The following is a 16723-nucleotide window of genomic DNA, read 5'->3' as shown; positions in this document are numbered from 1 at the left end:
CGGGGGCCTTCTGCGTGGGTGCAGGCCGGCGGCCCCGGTCAGGCGGCCGGCGCCGGGGCGGCGGTGACGGCCTCGCGGTCGGCTCGGCGGCGGAGCGCGTCCTCGTCCGTGCGGGCGTCGTACGTGAACAGCTTGGGGAGCAGCGCGGACAGGACGGCCACCGAGGCCACGCAGGCCACGCCGCCGCTCCAGAACGCGGAGCGGGTGCCGGTCCAGCCCGCCATCGTGCCCGCCCGGACCTGCCCGAGCTGCGGGCCGACGCTGTAGGAGAGGACCTCGATGCCGGCGAGGCGGCCGCGCAGTTCCTCGGGGATGGTCTGGTTCCAGATCGTGGCGCGGCCGAGGCCGCTGAGCATGTCGCCCGCCCCCGCCACGGCCAGGCAGGCCAGCACCACCCAGATGCTGGCGGTCCAGCCCGCCGCCGCCACGGCCAGGCCCCACACGGTCGCCCCGCCGATCACCAGGAGGCCGTGCCGGTGGACGCGCGAGGTCCAGCCGCTGGTCAGGCCCAGCAGGAGGGAGCCGACCGCGCCCGCCCCGTACATCAGGCCCAGGGCCCACACCGCGTCCAGCTCGTCCGCGAGGAAGGGGAAGATCGTGTTGGGGTAGGCGAAGAACATCGCCGCGAGGTCCACCGCGTACGTGCCGAGCAGCACCGGCCTGCTCCACGCGTACCGGGCGCCTTCGGCTATCGAGCGCAGCGAGGGCCGCTCACCGCCGTGGACGGGCGGCGCGGGCGCCAGCCGGGTGCACAGCAGCACGGAGGCGACGAAGCCGATCACCGTGACCGCGTAGGCGCAGGCGTACCCCGCCCACGCCACGACCAGGCCCGCCAGGGACGGTGCGGCGATGGCGCCGATGTTGTAGCGCAGCGAGTTCAGGGCGGCCGCGGCCGTCATCTGGTCGTGCGGGACGATCCGGGCCATCAGGGAGTCGAGGGCGGGCCGCTGGAGGCCCGCGAGACCGGAGACGCCCGCGGCGACCACGTACAGCGGCCACAGGAAGGGGTCCGGGAGCACCGCGTTGACCAGCAGGATCAGGGCCAGGACACCGAGACCCGCCTCGGTCATCAGGATCAGCCGCCGCCGGTCCACCGCGTCCGCGAGCGCCCCGCCGTAGAGGCCGCAGACCACCATCGGTACGAGCTCCACCGCGCCCATCGCGCCCACCGCCAGCGGTGAGTCCGTGAGGTGCTTGATCTGGAGCGGCAGGGCGATCATCGCCATGAAGGAACCGAAGAAGGTGACCGTGCCCTGCCAGAAGAGCAGCCGGAAGTCACGGCTGGAACGCCAGGGGGTCAGATCGGGCAGGAGCGCGGAACGGCGTGGCGGGGTACTCACGACGGACCATCATCCGCAGGCCGACAGAAGTGGACAAACGATTTGTTCCCGGCCGCCCGGTCCCGTACCGGGCGGCTCGGTACGGGCGGCCGGGTACGGGGATCGGGTGCGGGCGGCCCGGTGCGGGCGTCAGGCGGTGGGCGTCAGGCGGTGGGCTTGGGGAGGGGGGCGCCGTACCAGAGTTCGACCAGGCGGGCCGCGATGGAGATGCCCGCCGGGGGGAGCACCTCGCCGGTCTCGATGGCGCACCGCAGGTCCTCGCGGGAGAACCAGCGGGCCTCCTGGATCTCCTCGCCGTCCACGGTGATCTCCGAGGAGATCGCGCGGGCGTTGAAGCCGAGCATCAGGCTGTACGGGAAGGGCCAGGGCTGGCTGGCGACGTACTCGACCGCGCCGATCCGGACGCCCGCCTCCTCCCACACCTCGCGGATCACCGACTGCTCGATGGCCTCGCCCGGCTCCACGAAGCCCGCCAGGGTCGAGAAGCGCCCCTCCGGCCAGTGCACCTGACGGCCGAGCAGCGCGCGGTCCTGGTCGTCGGTGACCAGCATGATCACGGCCGGGTCGGTGCGCGGGTAGTGCTCCGCGCCGCAGCCCGGGCAGCGCCGGATGTGGCCCGCGGCCGCGACCACCGTGCGCTCGCCGCAGCGGGAACAGAAGCGGTGCATGCGCTGCCAGTTCTCCAGGGCCACGGCGTGCACCATCAGCCCGGCGTCCCGCGGGGACAGCAGCAGCCCCGCCTCGCGCAGGCCGGCCGGGCGGGCCGACTGGTCCATGCGGCCGGGCAGCGAGTCCTTCTGGAGCGCGAAGTACCGCACGCCGTCCTCGCCGGTGCCGAGGAAGTAGCGGTGGGTCTCGGTGGCCGGGGCCTCGAAGGCCGGGGTCATGACGATCTCCGTGCCCCCGTCCGGGGTGTCGTCGATCAGCACCTGGCCGCCGGAGACCACGAAGACGCGGGTCGTCGGGTGGCTCCAGGCCGCGGCCAGCCAGGCCTCGTCGAGGCGGTGGTGCGCGGCGCGGTCGATGCCGCTGGGCGCGGTCAGCGAGACGGGCCGGTCGGCGGCCAGGCCGTCGGCGGCGGCGTGCTCGGTCGAGATGCTCACTAGTACTTCCAACTCCCCCGGAGTGGTGGGACGGGTGCGGGCGCGGGTGCGGGCGCGGGTTCGATCAGCCGGCGGTGGGCGCGGACGCGGGCTTCCAGTTCTCGGCGAGGTCGGACCACAGGTACGCCGTCGTTTCGACGCCCTTGAGCAGCAGGTCCAGCTCGACCTTCTCGTTCGGCGAGTGCCAGCCGTCGGAGGGCACGGAGATCCCGAGGAAGAGCACGGGCGCGCCCAGCACGTCCTGGAGGTCCGCCGCGGGACCCGAGCCGCCCTCGCGGGTGAAACGGATCTTCTCCCCGAAGGCGCGCCCCATGGCCCGTACGACCGACCGCAGCGCCGGGTGGTCCAGCGGGGTCAGGCAGGGCCGGGTGGGGGCGCCCCAGACGATGGAGTGGCGGATCCCGTCGGGCACCCGGGCGGCGACCCAGTCCGTCACGGCCTTCTGGACCTCGTAGGGGTCCTGGCCGGAGACCAGCCGGAACGACAGCTTCAGCTGGGCGGAGGCGGGGACGATGGTCTTCCCGCCGGGCCCCTGGTAGCCGCCACCGATGCCGTTGACCTCGGCCGTCGGGCGGGCCCAGACCCGCTCCAGGGTGGAGTAGCCGGCCTCCCCCGAGGCCGCGTGGGACTTGGCGGTGCGCAGCCACTCGGCCTCGTCGAAGGGCAGCTCGGCGATCAGCGCGCGCTCGGCGTCCGTCAGGACGGCGATGTTGTCGTAGAACCCGGGGACGGTGACCCGTTCGTCGGCGTCGTGCAGCGCCGCGACGAGGCGGGCGGCCACGGTCGCCGGATTGGGCACGGCGCCGCCGAAGGCGCCGGAGTGGATGTCCTGGTCCGGCCCGTCCAGCTCGATCTCGCAGTCCGCGATGCCGCGCATGCCGGTGCAGACGGTCGGGGTGGTCTCGGACCACATGCCGGTGTCGGAGACGATCACGACGTCCGCGGCGAGGCGGGCGGCCTCGGCCTCGACCAGGGCGCGGAAGTGCGTGGAGCCGGACTCCTCCTCGCCCTCGATCAGCAGCTTGAGGTGCACGGCGGGAGCGGCGGCGCCGGTCGCGGCCAGGTGCGCCCGGACGCCGAGGGTGTGGAAGAACACCTGGCCCTTGTCGTCGGCCGCGCCCCGCCCGTACATCCGGTTGTCCTTGATCACCGGCTCGAACGGCTCGGTGTGCCATCCGTCGGCGAGCGCGGCGGGCTGTACGTCGTGGTGGCCGTAGACCAGCACGACGGGCGCGTCCGGGTCCTCGCTCGGCCACTCGGCGAAGACGGCCGGGGCGCCGGGGGTGGGCCAGACCTCGGTGACCGGGAAACCGGTCTCGGCCAGCGCCGAGGCGAGCCACCGCGCGCTGCGCTCCACGTCGTCCGCGTGCTCGGGCTGGGCCGAGACGGAGGGGATGCGCAGCCACTCGGCGAGGTCGTCGAGGAAGGCGGCGCGGTGCGTGTCGATGTAGGCGCGGACGGCGCTGTCCGGGGTCTGGCTCATACCCACGAGCCTAACCGTCCGCCTGTGGGTCGCCGTCCGTGTCCGTTTCGCCTTGGAGGATCCGCTCAAGGCGGGCCCTGGTCGGCAGGTTCGCGGGCCGTATCACCCGGCCGCTGCGGACGTGCAGGAAGGCGACGGTGATCCGGTCGAGCGGGGTTCCGGTCGCTTCCGACCAGGCCAGGCGGTAGACGGCGAGCTGGAGCGGATCGGCTTCGGCGGACCGGCCGGTCTTCCAGTCGACGATCTCGAAGCTGCCGTCGTCATTGCGGTAGACCGCGTCGATCCGGCCCCGGACGACCCGGCCCGCGAGGGTGAACTGGACGGGCACCTCCATCCGGTACGGGGTGCGCTCGGCGTACGGGCTGCGCTCGAAGGCGGCCTTCAGCGCGTCCAGGTCGCGCTCGTCGGCGACCTCCTGGTCGGAGCCGGGCAGCTCGGTGACCGGGTCCAGTACGTCGAGCAGGGGCAGCGGCAGGTCGTCGAAGCGGGACTCCACCCAGGCGTGGAAGCGGGTGCCCTGGCGGGCGGCGGGCTGGGGGGGCTTGGGCATCGGGCGGGCGAGGTCGCGGACGAAGCCCTCCTCGTCGGCGGCCAGGCGCAGGAGCTGGCTGGCGGAGAGGGTGGCGGGCAGCGGGACGTCACGGACGGCCGCGCGGGAGCGGCGGAGTTCGCCCTCCAGGGCGTCCAGGTCGCGGTCCCAGGAGGCGAGGGTCCTGGACTCCTCCGGAGTGGGGCGGGGGGTGGGTGCGGGTGCGGGTGCGGGTCGGGGACCCTGCGGGGCTTCGGGGCTCCGCCCCGGACCCCGCTCCTCAAACGCCGGAGGGGCTGGATGGGGGCCGGCGGGGTCCCCGGGCGGGACGGGGGTCGGCCCGGAGGGCACAGGGCTCCGCCCCGGACCTCGCTCCTCAAACGCCGGAGGGGCTGGATGGGGGCCGGCGGGGTCCCCGGGCGGGACGGGGGTCGGCCCGGAGGGCACGGGGCTCCGCCCCGGACTCCGCTCCTCGAACGCCGGAGGGGCTGGAACGGGGCCTGCGAGGTCGGCGAAGGGCGCTTCGTCGTCCGGCCAGGGGGGGTCTTCGTCCGGCCAGGGCTCTTCGCAGTCCGGGGGCCAGAGGTAGTCGTCCTGGGGGGGCGGGGTGGGCTCGGGGGCGGGTGGGGCGGCCAGGTAGGAGGTGACCAGGGCCGCGGCGCGGCGGCGCAGGGCCAGGGAGTCCGGGTCCAGCGGGAGCGGCCAGGAGCGGTCGGGGGCGTCGGTGGTGTCCAGGGCCGGGTTCGCGGCGTCCGGCTCGGGCTCCTCGGCCCAGGCCTCGATCTCGCCGAACCCGGCCGCGCAGTGGTCGTACAGGGCGGTGAGGAAGGAGGAGGGGCCGCGGCGCTTCTTCTGGGTCGGGCCCCACCAGTGGCCGGAGGCCAGCAGCAGGGACCGGGGGCGGGTGAAGGTCACGTAGCCGAGGCGGAGCTCTTCGGTGGACTGGTGGGCGCGCAGCTGTGCCTTGAAGTTCTTCAGACCGGCCGCGGTCCACTCCGGGTCGGCGGGCAGGGTCTCGGCGTCGCCGCGCAGGGAGTGCGGGAGGACCTTCGCGTACGAGGTCCAGGCCTCGCGGGAGCGTTCGCTCGGGAAGGCGCCCGCATACAGCCCGGGGACGGCCACGACGTCCCACTCCAGGCCCTTGGACTTGTGGGCGGTCAGCACCTTGACCGTGTTCTCCCCGCCGGGGAGCGCCTGGTCGAGGCCCTTCTCGTACTGGGCGGCGGTGCGCAGGTAGGCGAGGAACGCGAGCAGCGTGGCCTCGCCGTCGAGGGCGGCGAAGCCGGCGGCCACGTCCATGAACCCGGACAGCGTCTCGCGGCGGCGGGCGGCGAGCGCGTGGGGGGACGCGGACAGCTCGACGTCGAGCCCGGTCGCGGCCAGCACCCGGTGCAGGACGTCCATCAGCGGGTCGGACAGGGCCCGGCGCAGGTCGCGCAGCTCCTGCGCGAGGTGCGCGAAGCGGACCCGGGCCTCGGCGGAGAAGGGCAGCCCGTCCTGCTGCGGGGCGTCGCCGAGGAAGGTCTCCAGGGCGTCGGCCAGCGAGACGACCTCGGCCGGGTCGACCCCCTCGACGGCCGCGGCCAGCCGGTGGTCCGGGTCGTCGCCCGCGGCGGGGGCGCGGGCGACCAGCAGCCGGGCCCGCTGGCCGAGCAGGGCCAGGTCGCGCGCGCCGATCCGCCAGCGCGGGCCGATCAGCAGCCGCACGAGGGCGGCGTTGGCCCCGGGGTCCTGGAGCACCTCGCAGACGGCGACCAGGTCGGCGACCTCGGGCAGGTGCAGCAGCCCGGACAGGCCCACGACCTCGACGGGGACGTCACGGGCCACCAGGGCGCCCTGGATCGCGGCGAAGTCACCGGCCGAGCGGCACAGGACGGCGATCTCGCCCGGTTCCTTGCCGGTGCGCACCAGGTGCGCGATGGAGTCGGCGAGCCACTCCAGCTCCTGGGCGTGCGTCTCCAGCAGGGCGCAGCGGACGAAGCCGTCGCGCTCGGCGCCGGGCGCCGGACGCAGCGCCTCCACGCCTTCGTGCAGGGACCGCAGCGGCGCGGCCAGGCCGTTGGCCAGGTCGAGGAGGCGGCCGCCGCTGCGCCGGTTCTCGCTGAGGGAGAGCCGGGTGGCGGGGGTGCCGTCGGCGTGCGGGAAGTGCTCGGGGAAGTCGTCGAGGTTGGCCACGGAGGCGCCGCGCCAGCCGTAGATCGCCTGGCAGGGGTCGCCGACGGCGGTCACGGCGTGGCCGGTGCATTCCCCTGGGACTCCGTCCCGGGGAGACCCCTTGCCGAAGAGTCCGGACAGCAGCAGCCGCTGGGCGACCGAGGTGTCCTGGTACTCGTCGAGCAGGACCACGCGGAACTCCTCCCGCAGCAGCGCGCCGACCTCGGGGCGGGTGGTGGCCAGCTGTGCGGAGCGGGCTATCTGGTCGCTGAAGTCGAGCAGGTCGCGGGAGGCCTTGGCGGCGCGGTAGCGGACGACCAGCTCCAGCAGTTCGAGCCGGCCGCGGGCGGCCTCGGGGACCTTGCGGAGGTCTTCGTTGCCGAGCTTGACGTCGGCGAGGGCGTCGAGGAGGACGGTGTCGTGGGCGCGCAGGGCGGCCGGGTCGACCAGGTGCTCGGAGAGCTCGCTGTCCAGCGCGAGCAGGTCGCTGACCAGGTCGGGGACGGATTTGGTGAGCGAGGGGTAGGGGCCGGGTGCCTCGCGCAGCACGCGGGCCGCGAGCTGGAAGCGGGTGGCGTCGGCGAGCAGCCGGGAGCTGGGCTCCAGCCCGATGCGCATCCCGTGGTCCTTCAGGAGCTGCCCGGCGAAGGAGTGGTAGGTGGAGATCCGGGGCTCGCCCCCGGCCGTGTCGTCGGCCGGGGAGGGGTCGGGGTCGCTGATCCCGGCCCGCGCGAGGGCCGTCCGTACCCGCTCGGCCAGCTCGCCGGCGGCCTTGTTGGTGAAGGTCAGGCCGAGGACCTGCTCGGGCGCGACCGTGCCCGTACCGACCAGCCAGACCACGCGGGCGGCCATGACGGTCGTCTTGCCGGAACCCGCGCCCGCGACGATCACCTGGGGGGCGGGCGGGGCGGTGACGCAGGCCAGCTGTTCGGGCGTGAAGGGGATCCCGAGGAGCTGCTTGAGCTGCTCGGGGTCGGTGAGGACGGGCTGGCGCGCGGACACGTAAAAAGGCTAGCGGCCCCCACCGACAGCCCCGACCGGCCGCCGTTCGGGCGGGGCTATTCCACGGTCTGGCGGCCCTCGGGGCGGGCGCTGCAGGCGGCCCGGAAGGAGCAGCGGGAGCAGTGGTCGCCGGTGGCGGGCGCGAAGCGCTCGTCCAGCACCCGGCCCGCCGCGGTGGCCAGCAGGTCGCCGACCCAGTCCCCCGCCGGGCCGCCGCCGAGCGGCTGCTGGGCCTGCACCTTGGGGACCTCGTCGCCGCCGTCCTTCTTCGCCGCGCCCTGGCGCAGCTGGACCAGCTCGGCGCCGCCGGGCTCGGGCCGGCGGCCGTCGAAGACCTCGTCGAGCGCGCCCTCGCGCACGGCGAGCTGGTAGACGGCGAGCTGCGGGTGCCGTTCCACCTGTTCGCGGGTGGGGGCGGCCTTGCCGGTCTTGAAGTCGACGACGTACGCCCGGCCCGCCGCGTCCGTCTCGACGCGGTCCATGGAGCCCCGGATGCGGACCTCGTACTCGCCCGCGCCCAAGGTCACGTCGAAGCCGTGCTCGGTGGCCACGGAGGTGCGCCCGCCGCGGTCGGAGTTGTGCCAGCGGATGAAGCGCTCCAGGGCGGCCCGGGCGTTCTCCTTCTCCTGGCGGGACTTCCAGGGCGCGTCGAAGGCGAGGGCGTCCCACACCGAGTCCAGGCGCTCCATGAGGACGGCGAGGTCGGCGGGGGTACGACCGGAGGCGACCTCGTCCGCCAGGACGTGGACGACGTTGCCGAAGCCCTGGGCGGCCGACGACGGGACTTCGGCCTTGACCTCGCGGCCCAGGAACCACTGGAGGGAGCAGGTGTTCGCCAGCTGGTCCAGGGCGCTGCCGGACAGCGCCACGGGCCGGTCCCGGTCGCGCAGCGGGACCGCGGCCCGGGTGGGCTCGTACAGGCCCCACCAGCGCTGCGGGTGCGCGGCCGGTACGAGCGGACGGTCCTCGTCGTCGGTGAGCGCGGCGAGCCGGGCCAGGCGCCGGGCGGCGGCGTCGCGCAGCGCCTCGGAGGCGTCCGGGTCGACGGTGGTGGCGCGCAGCTCGGCGACCAGGGCCGGGACGGCGAGGGGGCGGCGCGGGCGGCCGGTGACGTCCTTGGGGGTGACGCCGAGTTCGGTGAGGAAGCGGGAGGGCTGGTCGCCGTCCTCGGCGGGGGCCTTGACGGCGGTCACGACGAGGCGCTCGCGGGCGCGGGTGGCGGCGACGTAGAAGAGGCGGCGCTCCTCGGCGAGGAGGGCGCCGGGGGGCATCGGTTCCGCGAGGCCGTCGCGGCCGATCCGGTCGGCCTCCAGGAGCGAGCCGCGGCGGCGCAGGTCCGGCCAGAGGCCCTCCTGCACTCCGGCGACGACGACGAGGCCCCACTCCAGGCCCTTGGAGCGGTGCACGGTCATGAGGCGGACCGCCTCGGGGCGGGTGGCGCGGTGGCTGAGGGTGTCGGCCGCGATGTCCTCGGCCTCCAGCTGTTCGAGGAAGTTGAGGGCGCCGCGGCCGCCGGTACGGTCCTCCGCGCGGGCGGCGGTGTCGAAGAGGGCGCAGACCGCGTCGAGGTCGCGGTCGGCGTTGCGGCCGGCGGCGCCGCCGCGGCGGGCGCCCCGCTCCAGGCGCTGGGGCCAGGGGGTGCCGTCCCAGAGGATCCACAGGGCCTCTTCGGCGGTGCCGCCGCCCTGGAGCAGCTCGCGGGCCTTGCGCAGGAGCGTGCCGAGGCGCTGCGCTCCGCGGGCGTAGGCGGGGTCGTGCGCGGTGAGGCGTTCCGGCTCGGCGAGGGCGCGGGCCAGCAGTACGTCGGAGGGGGCGGGCACCTTGACGCCCGCGGCCCGTTCCTCGTCGCGCAGGGCCCGGCCCAGGCGGCGCATGTCGGTGGCGTCCATCCCGCCGAGCGGTGACGTGAGCAGCCCGATGGCCGCCTCGACCCCGACCCACCCGGCCTCGACCACACCGGGGTCCCCGGGCGCGGCCGAGGCGAGGTCCGGCTCCGCGACGTGCCGCGGGTCCGCCGGACCCTGCGGGCGCTCCCCCGCCTCCGGCGGCGCCTCAAACGCCGGCGAGGCTGAAATCGCACCCACCTCCCCGACCGGGGGCAGGGGCGCGGCCACATCCAGCGCCGCCGGCAAAGCTGACATCGCACCCACCACGTCCAGGTCCCCGGGCGCGGCCACATCCAGCCCCGCCGGCGTTTGAGGCGCCGCCGGAGGCACCCCGGCATCCGCCCGGGCCACATCACCGGGCACCCGCGGCGCATCCCCGGGCGCGCCCGAGGCGAGGTCCCGCTCCGCGACGTGCCGCAGGTCCGCCGGACCCTGCGGGCGCTCCCCCGCCTCCGGCGGCGCCTCAAACGCCGGCGAGGCTGACATCGCACCCGCCTCCCCGACCGGGGGCAGGGGCGCGGCCACATCCAGCGCCGCCGGCGAGGCTGACATCGCACCCACCACGTCCGGGTCCCCAGCCGCGGCCACGTCCGGCCCCGCCGGCGAGGCTGACATCGCGCCCGGCTCCCCGACCGGGGGCGGGGGCGCGGCCACGTCCAGCGCCGCCGGGGGCTGGGGGGTGGCGGCTGCTCGGAGGGCGGTCAGGAGGGGGGTGACGGCTGGTTCGTGGCGGAGGGGGGTGTCCGCGCCGTCCGTTTCGGCGGGGACGCCCGCCGCGATCAGGGCGCGCCGCATCTGCGGCAGGGTGCGCCCGCCGGAGCGGACCAGGACGGCCATGTCCTGCCAGGGCACCCCGTCCTCCAGGTGGGCCCGGCGCAGGATGTCGGCGATGTTCTCCAGCTCGGTCGCGGAGGTCGGGTAGGTGTGGACCTCCACCCGCCCGCCCTCCCGCACGGCCCGCAGCTCACGGTGGGCACGGACGGCGGCGGCCGGCAGCCGGGTCATCGGCATCCGGGTGGTGAGCAGCCGGGTGGCCGCGAGGAGCCCCGCGCCGGAGCGGCGGGACACGGTCAGGGAGCGGATCCCGGCGCCGGGGAAGACCGAGGCGAAGTCCAGGATGCCGTTGACGTCACCGCCGCGGAACGCGTAGATCGACTGGTCCGGGTCACCGAAGGCGACCAGGGTGCCGGCGGGACCGTTCAGCGCGCGCAGCAGCCGGACCTGGGACGCGTCGGTGTCCTGGTACTCGTCGACGTAGATCGCGTCGTAGGCCGCGGCCACCTGCGGGGTGCGTTCCGCGAGCAGCACCGCGCGGTGCAGGAGTTCGGCGTAGTCGAGCGTCCCCTGCATGTCCAGGACGTCGAGGTACTCGGCGAGGAAGGCGGCGGCGGCCTGCCAGTCGGGGCGTCCGGTCCGGGAGGCGAAGGCGTCCAGCGCGGCCGGCCCCAGCCCCAGCTCGCGGCTGCGGGCGAGGACCGCCCGTACCTCGTCCGCGAATCCGCGCGTGGTGAGCGCGGCCCGCAGGTCGTCGGGCCAGCGGATCGACTTCAGGGCGCGCTGGCCTTCGAGCAGGGCGCGTACGGTCACGTCCTGCTCGGGGCCGGACAGCAGCCGCAGCGGTTCCGTGAAGAGCTCGCTGTCCTGGTGGGCGCGGACCAGCCCGTAGCAGAAGGAGTGGAAGGTGGTGGCCTGCGGGGCGCGGGCCCCGCCGAGCCGCAGCGCGGTCCGGTCGCGCAGTTCCACCGCCGCCTTGCGGCTGAAGGTGAGCACGAGGATGCGGGCGGGATCGGCACCGGCCTCGACCCGGGCCGCGACCGCCTCGACCAGGGTCGTCGTCTTCCCGGTGCCCGGTCCCGCGAGGACCAGCAGCGGCCCGGCGGCATGGTCAACCACGGCCTGCTGCGCTGCGTCCAGGACAGGGGGATCCACCTGCGCCGGTCCGCCGCGGACCAGCCGGTACGCGTGCGGGGCCCGCGTACGACGGTCCGAAGGAGAGCTGATCACGTGGGGTGCCGGTCCTGGTGGGTCTGGGTTCGTGGGTGCGCGGGGCGGCCTGCGCAGCGCGGGCGAAGGCTCAACGCTACGGCAAGCGGGCGACCCCGCGCAGTCTCCCCGGGGGCCCCGCGTCCCCCGTACGGGCCTGTGGGAGCCCACCCGCACGTCCGATGGCCGAAGCTGGCAGGTGTGACCCTGCACACGCCCGCGCCGGGGCCCGGAGCGAAGCGGACGTCAACCGTCCGCCGCCCGGTGTCCGTCCCAGCGCGCGCGTTTCATGTCGAGGCGCGGCACGTGCCCCGTGGCGGCTCGGGAGGCCGCGCGCAGCGGTGTGCCCTCGTCCCGGTAGTGCGCCAGCGCGCGCGGTTCGCTGCCGGGCAGCAGGACCCCGTCCGAGCGGACCACGCGCCACCACGGGACCGGGCCGCCGTAGAGCGCCATGACGCGCCCGACCTGGCGCGGGCCGCCTTCGCCGAGCCATTCCGCGACGTCCCCGTAGGTCATCACCCTGCCGGGCGGAATCTCCTCGGCGACGGCGAGGACTCGTTCCGCGTACTCCGGCAGCTCCGGTTCATCGCTCATGCGGCACATGGTGCCGCACCCCGTACCCGGGCCACCGAAACGGTTCCCTCCGCTGGGACGCGCACCCTGCTGCCTCGCGCCCCGGCTCCGCCGTGCCACCATCTTCCGGGCGGTGACAGGTGATACGTGATCAAGAAGATACGGATGTGACGGCGAAGGAGCAGGGTGTGAGCCCTCCCGAGAGCAGTCCGGACGGCCCTCCAGGCCCTTCGGGAACCCCCGGCTCGCCGGACATCCCCGGAGCCGGTCCCGGCCCCGGTCCCGGGGCGGGCGCACGGCGTGCGAAGGCGGACGGCGCGGCGCGAGCGGACGGCGCCGCCGCTCCCGCGCGCCCGGACGCCGCCAGCCCGGTCGCCGCCCGCCCGGAGGCCGCGTCCCCGGAGACGACCACGACCGCCGCCACCGACCCCGCCGCCATCACCGCCGACCGGGTCGAGGTCGACGAGCCCCTGCTCGCCGCCCGCGTGCACCGGCCCTCCGACCTGGTCCGGCTGCTCGTCGGCATCCTGGGCATCGCCGTCGTCCTCGGCATCGCCGCCTTCGCCCACGGCACGACCGTCGGCCTGGAAGCGGACATCAACAAGGGCACCGGTCAGGCGCCCGACCTGCTCATCAAGGTCGCCGGGCTGGTGTCGAGCATCGCGATCCTGCTCGTGCCGGTCGCCTTCGCCATCGAGCGGTTGATCAAGCGCGACGGTCTGCGCATCGCCGACGGCGTGCTCGCCGCCGTGCTCGCGCACGGCGTGACCCTCGCCATCGACCTCTGGGTCTCGCGCGCCGCGCCGGGCACCATCCGCGAGGCCCTGACCCGCCCCACCGGCATCGGCGAAGACCTCACCGATCCGGTCCACGGCTACCTCGCGCCCGTGATCGCCTACATGACCGCCGTCGGGATGACGCGCAGACCCCGCTGGCGCGTGGCCCTGTGGGCCGTGCTCCTCCTCGACGCCTTCGCGATGCTCGTCGGCGGCTACACCACCCCCTTCTCGATCATCCTCACCGTGCTCATCGGCTGGACCGTCGCCTACGGCACGCTGTACGCCGTCGGCTCCCCCAATGTCCGGCCCACCGGCCAGAACCTCCTCGCGGGCCTGCGCCGGGTCGGCTTCCAACCGGTCAGCGCGACGCGCGCCGAGGTGCCGGAGAGCCCGGAGGGCAAGGAGGTCTCGGAGCAGAACGACCGGGGCCGCCGCTACCACGTCACGTTGGCGGACGGGCCGCCGCTCGACGTCACGGTCGTGGACCGCGAGCAGCAGGCCCAGGGGTTCTTCTACCGGGTCTGGCGACGGCTCACCCTGCGTGGGATCACCACCCGGCGCAGCCTCCAGTCATTGCGCCAGGCGCTGGAGCAGGAGGCGCTGCTCGCCTACGCGGCGATCGCCGCCGGGGCGAACGCGCCCCGGCTGATCGCCACCTCCGAACTGGGGCCGGACGCCGTGATGCTCGTCTACGAGCACCTGGGCGGCCGGACCATGGACTCGCTCGCCGACGAGGAGATCACCGACGAGCTGAGCCGCAACGCCTGGGAGCAGGTGCGGGCGCTGCAGTCGCGACGGATCGCGCACCGGCGGCTCACGGCGGACGCCCTGGTGGTGGATCGTTTTGGCAACGTCATCCTCACGGACCTGCGCGGCGGTGAGATCGCGGCCGGCGACCTGGTGCTGCGGATGGACATCGCCCAGCTGCTGACCACCATCGGCCTGCGGGTCGGGGCCGAGCGCTCGGTGGCCTCGGCGCTCCAGGTGCTGGGGCCGGACGCGGTCGCGGACTGTCTGCCGCTGCTCCAGCCGATCGCACTGAGCCGCTCCACCCGGGCCACCCTGCGCAGGCTGGCGCGCGAGCGCTCGACCCGCGAGCGGGAGGCCGTACTGGAGACCTCGCGGCTGGCCAAGGCGCAGCGCGAGGCGGAACGCGAGGCCGACGCCGCCGCGCGCCGCTCCTCGAACGCCGTGTCCAAGGCCGTCTCCAAGGCGGAGACGAAGGCCGAGCGCAAGGCCGAGAAGCGGGCGCTGGACGAGGCCCTCGACGAGGCGCGCGAGGAGGACCTGCTCAGCCAGATCCGCCAGCAGGTCCTGCTGATCCGTCCGCAGGCGCCGGTGGAGCCGGCCCGGCTGGAGCGGATCAAGCCGCGCACGCTGGTGTCCTTCATCGCGGGCGCGGTGGCGGCGTACTTCCTGCTCTCCCAGCTGACCCAGGTCGACTTCGCGACCACCTTCGGGCAGGCGCGCTGGGGCTGGGTCGGGGTGGTGCTGGCCTTCTCCGCGCTGACCTACTTCGCGGCGGCCATGAGCCTGTTGGGCTTCGTGCCGGAGCGGGTGCCGTTCCTGCGGACCGTGTGCGCGCAGTTGGCCGGGTCCTTCGTGAAGCTGGTCGCTCCGGCGGCGGTGGGCGGGGTCGCGCTGAACACGCGCTTCCTCCAGCGCTCGGGGGTGCGGCCGGGGCTGGCGGTGGCGAGCGTCGGCGCTTCGCAGCTGTTCGGTCTGGCGAGCCACGTCCTGCTGCTGCTGTCCTTCGGCTATCTGACCGGGACCGAGAACACCACGCAGATGACCCCGTCCCGGGCGGTCATCGCGGGGCTGCTCACGGTCGCCGTGCTGGTGTTGGTGGTGACGGCGATCCCGTTCCTTCGGAAGTTCGTGGCGACGCGGGTACGGGCGTTGTTCGCCGGGGTGGTGCCGCGCATGCTGGACATCCTCCAGCGGCCGCAGAAGCTGATCACCGGCATCGGCGGGATGCTGCTGCTGACCGCCTGCTTCGTGATGTGCCTGGACGCGTCGGTCCGTGCCTTCGGTGGGGGCGAGGCGCTGAGCCTGGCGAGCATCGCGGTGGTCTTCCTCGCGGGCAACGCGCTGGGGTCGGCGGCGCCGACGCCGGGGGGTGTGGGCGCGGTGGAGACCACGCTGACGCTCGGGCTGATCGCGGCCGGGCTGGAGAAGGAGATCGCGATCTCGGCGGTGCTGTTGTTCCGGCTGTGCACGTTCTGGTTGCCGGTGCTGCCGGGGTGGATTTCGTTCAACTATTTGACGCGCAAGGAAGCCATCTAGTTCCGGCGGCGGGCGGGGGATCGGCCCGGGTGCCGGCCCCGCCCCCAACGAAGCCCTCAATCGCCGGGCGGGCTCCAATACCCCACGGCCCCGGCGGGCTCCGCATACCCCAGCCCCGCCAGCGCCGGGCGGGCTCCGCATACCCCAGCCTCGCCGGCGCCGGGCGGGCTCCGCATACCCCAGCCTCGCCGGCGCCGGGCGGGCTCCGCATAGTCCAGCCTCGCCGGCGTTTGAGGCGCGGGTCCGGGCGGAGCCCGGTGCCCGGCGGAGCCGGGTTGCTTGTTCCGCGGGCACGGGGCCGCCCGTACGGCCCGTCGCGCCTCCGGCGGGGGCCCTCAAACGCCGGGCGGGCTTGATGTGCCGGGCCATCGTGCCGCCCGCGGGCCCACAAACGCCGGGCGGGCTTGATGTGGCGGGCCATCGTGCCGCCCGCGGGCCCTCAAACGCCGGGCGGGCTTGATGTGGCGGGCCATCGTGCCGCCCGCGGGCCCACAAACGCCGGGCGGGCTTGATTGGCCCGGCTCGGCGGGGCCTCGAATGCAGGGCGGGGTGGACGGTTCAGCCTCGCCGGCGTTTGAGGCGCAGCCGGAGGCGTCAGTGGCCGCGCCGACGGGCGGGGTCCGGGTTGCGCGGCGGCGCTAGGGGCGCCCTAGAAGGTCAGGGCCAGGGTGGTCAGGAGGAGGGCCGAGGCGGCCAGTTCCACGGCGCCGACCACCGGCGGCTTCAGGCCCCGGCCCGGGAGGAGGGCGGCGCGGGTCAGGTAGAGGGCGAAGGGGAGGGCCAGCCAGGGGCTCAGCCAGGCGGCCGCCACCAGCGCCACCGCGTGGTAGCCCACCGAGCCGCGACGCCAGGCGGCCGAGTTCCGCTCCCGGATCATCGTCTTCACGTACGGGACGGTGCCGCCGAAGTACAGCAGGCAGGCCAACGCCGCCCGCCACCCGTCGGCGAGCACGCCGCCGCCCAGGCGCAGGGACACCAGCAGCATCCCGCAGGCCGGGACCACCGCCGCCAGACCGTTCCACAGGGCCCGTTCGCGGTTCTGCCGCGCCGCGTACGTGTTCACGGCGACGCAGGGGGCGGCCGCGGCCCCCGCCCACAGCAGCCAGGGGTGCAGCACGACGAGCGGCACCGCGAGCAGCGCGCAGGCCGCGCCGAAGACGAGTCCCGGGCGCAGGTGGCGGCCGGCGGCGCGCGGATTGCGCGAGTGCCGCCGCAGCCGGAGCCACTGCTGGCCGTGGAAGACGGCGACGTAGCCGAGCAGCCAGGCGCCGAAGAGCGCCGCGTGCGCCGGGCGGGGCCGCGGTGCGAGCAGGACGCCGACGAGGAAGGGCACGGCGAGCATCGCCCATGCCCCGTGCTGGTCCGGCAGCCAGCGCCGCCGGCGCGGGCGCGGACGCGACCCGCTCCGGGATTCCGTTTCCAGTCGCACGGACCGACCCACCACCTCAATTGGCATGCCTGCGCGTAATTAACCTGCGCCGTCGCGGAATTGACGCCGTTCCAGAATGCACCCGATCGGCCCGTGAAACTCCGGCAGATGGTCACCCCCCTCCGGGACCTTTGTCACCGGATGCGGCTATTCCACGGGCGTACGGTCATTCGGGG

8 protein-coding genes are annotated in these 16723 nt (G+C 75.0%); 1 reads left to right on the top strand and 7 read right to left on the bottom strand.

Features of this window, described 5'->3' with window-relative positions; translation table 11 throughout:
- Positions 1 to 38: 38 nt before the first annotated feature.
- The 6 genes from ACZ4UB_RS14625 to ACZ4UB_RS14600 form a co-directional block, all read right to left on the bottom strand.
- Positions 39 to 1340 carry an MFS transporter gene (locus tag ACZ4UB_RS14625; RefSeq protein WP_468070414.1) on the bottom strand — a complete coding sequence of 434 codons (1302 nt, stop codon included), beginning with the start codon at positions 1338 to 1340 and terminating at the stop codon, positions 39 to 41.
- A gap of 143 nt (positions 1341 to 1483) precedes the next feature.
- Complete coding sequence (gene nudC / locus ACZ4UB_RS14620; protein ID WP_468070413.1) at positions 1484 to 2455, bottom strand: NAD(+) diphosphatase; 972 nt, start codon at positions 2453 to 2455, stop codon at positions 1484 to 1486.
- A 52-nt stretch (positions 2456 to 2507) separates the two neighbouring features.
- The gene (locus ACZ4UB_RS14615; RefSeq protein ID WP_468070412.1) at positions 2508 to 3926 is read right to left on the bottom strand and encodes a dipeptidase; all 1419 of its coding nucleotides are present in this window, start codon (positions 3924 to 3926) and stop codon (positions 2508 to 2510) included.
- Between the two features lie 10 nt (positions 3927 to 3936).
- Entirely contained in the window at positions 3937 to 7611 is a 3675-nt protein-coding gene (locus ACZ4UB_RS14610) for a UvrD-helicase domain-containing protein (RefSeq protein WP_468070411.1), read from the bottom strand.
- A 56-nt stretch (positions 7612 to 7667) separates the two neighbouring features.
- Entirely contained in the window at positions 7668 to 11501 is a 3834-nt protein-coding gene (locus ACZ4UB_RS14605; protein WP_468070410.1) for a UvrD-helicase domain-containing protein, read from the bottom strand.
- 225 nt (positions 11502 to 11726) lie between these two features.
- Positions 11727 to 12074, bottom strand: coding sequence for an MGMT family protein (locus tag ACZ4UB_RS14600; protein WP_468070409.1), 348 nt, complete (start codon positions 12072 to 12074; stop codon positions 11727 to 11729).
- 167 nt (positions 12075 to 12241) lie between these two features.
- Between ACZ4UB_RS14600 and ACZ4UB_RS14595 the strand changes: the two genes are divergently transcribed.
- A complete protein-coding gene (locus ACZ4UB_RS14595; protein WP_468070408.1) occupies positions 12242 to 15118 on the top strand; it encodes a lysylphosphatidylglycerol synthase transmembrane domain-containing protein in 2877 nt (958 codons plus the stop codon).
- 649 nt (positions 15119 to 15767) lie between these two features.
- On the opposite strand, the gene ACZ4UB_RS14590 is transcribed toward ACZ4UB_RS14595, so the two are convergent.
- Complete coding sequence (locus tag ACZ4UB_RS14590) at positions 15768 to 16547, bottom strand: YwiC-like family protein (RefSeq protein WP_468070407.1); 780 nt, start codon at positions 16545 to 16547, stop codon at positions 15768 to 15770.
- Between the last annotated feature and the right edge of the window lie 176 nt (positions 16548 to 16723).

Source organism: Streptomyces sp. NPDC028419 (assembly GCF_055565515.1).
This window is presented reverse-complemented; position numbering and strand designations above follow the sequence as displayed.

Bases quoted from the DNA above. Each gene is read 5' to 3' on its own strand.
- ACZ4UB_RS14600 (WP_468070409.1), bottom strand. From the start codon at position 12,074: ATGAGCGATGAACCGGAGCTGCCGGAGTACGCGGAACGAGTCCTCGCC.
- ACZ4UB_RS14615 (WP_468070412.1), bottom strand. From the start codon at position 3,926: ATGAGCCAGACCCCGGACAGCGCCGTCCGCGCCTACATCGACACGCAC.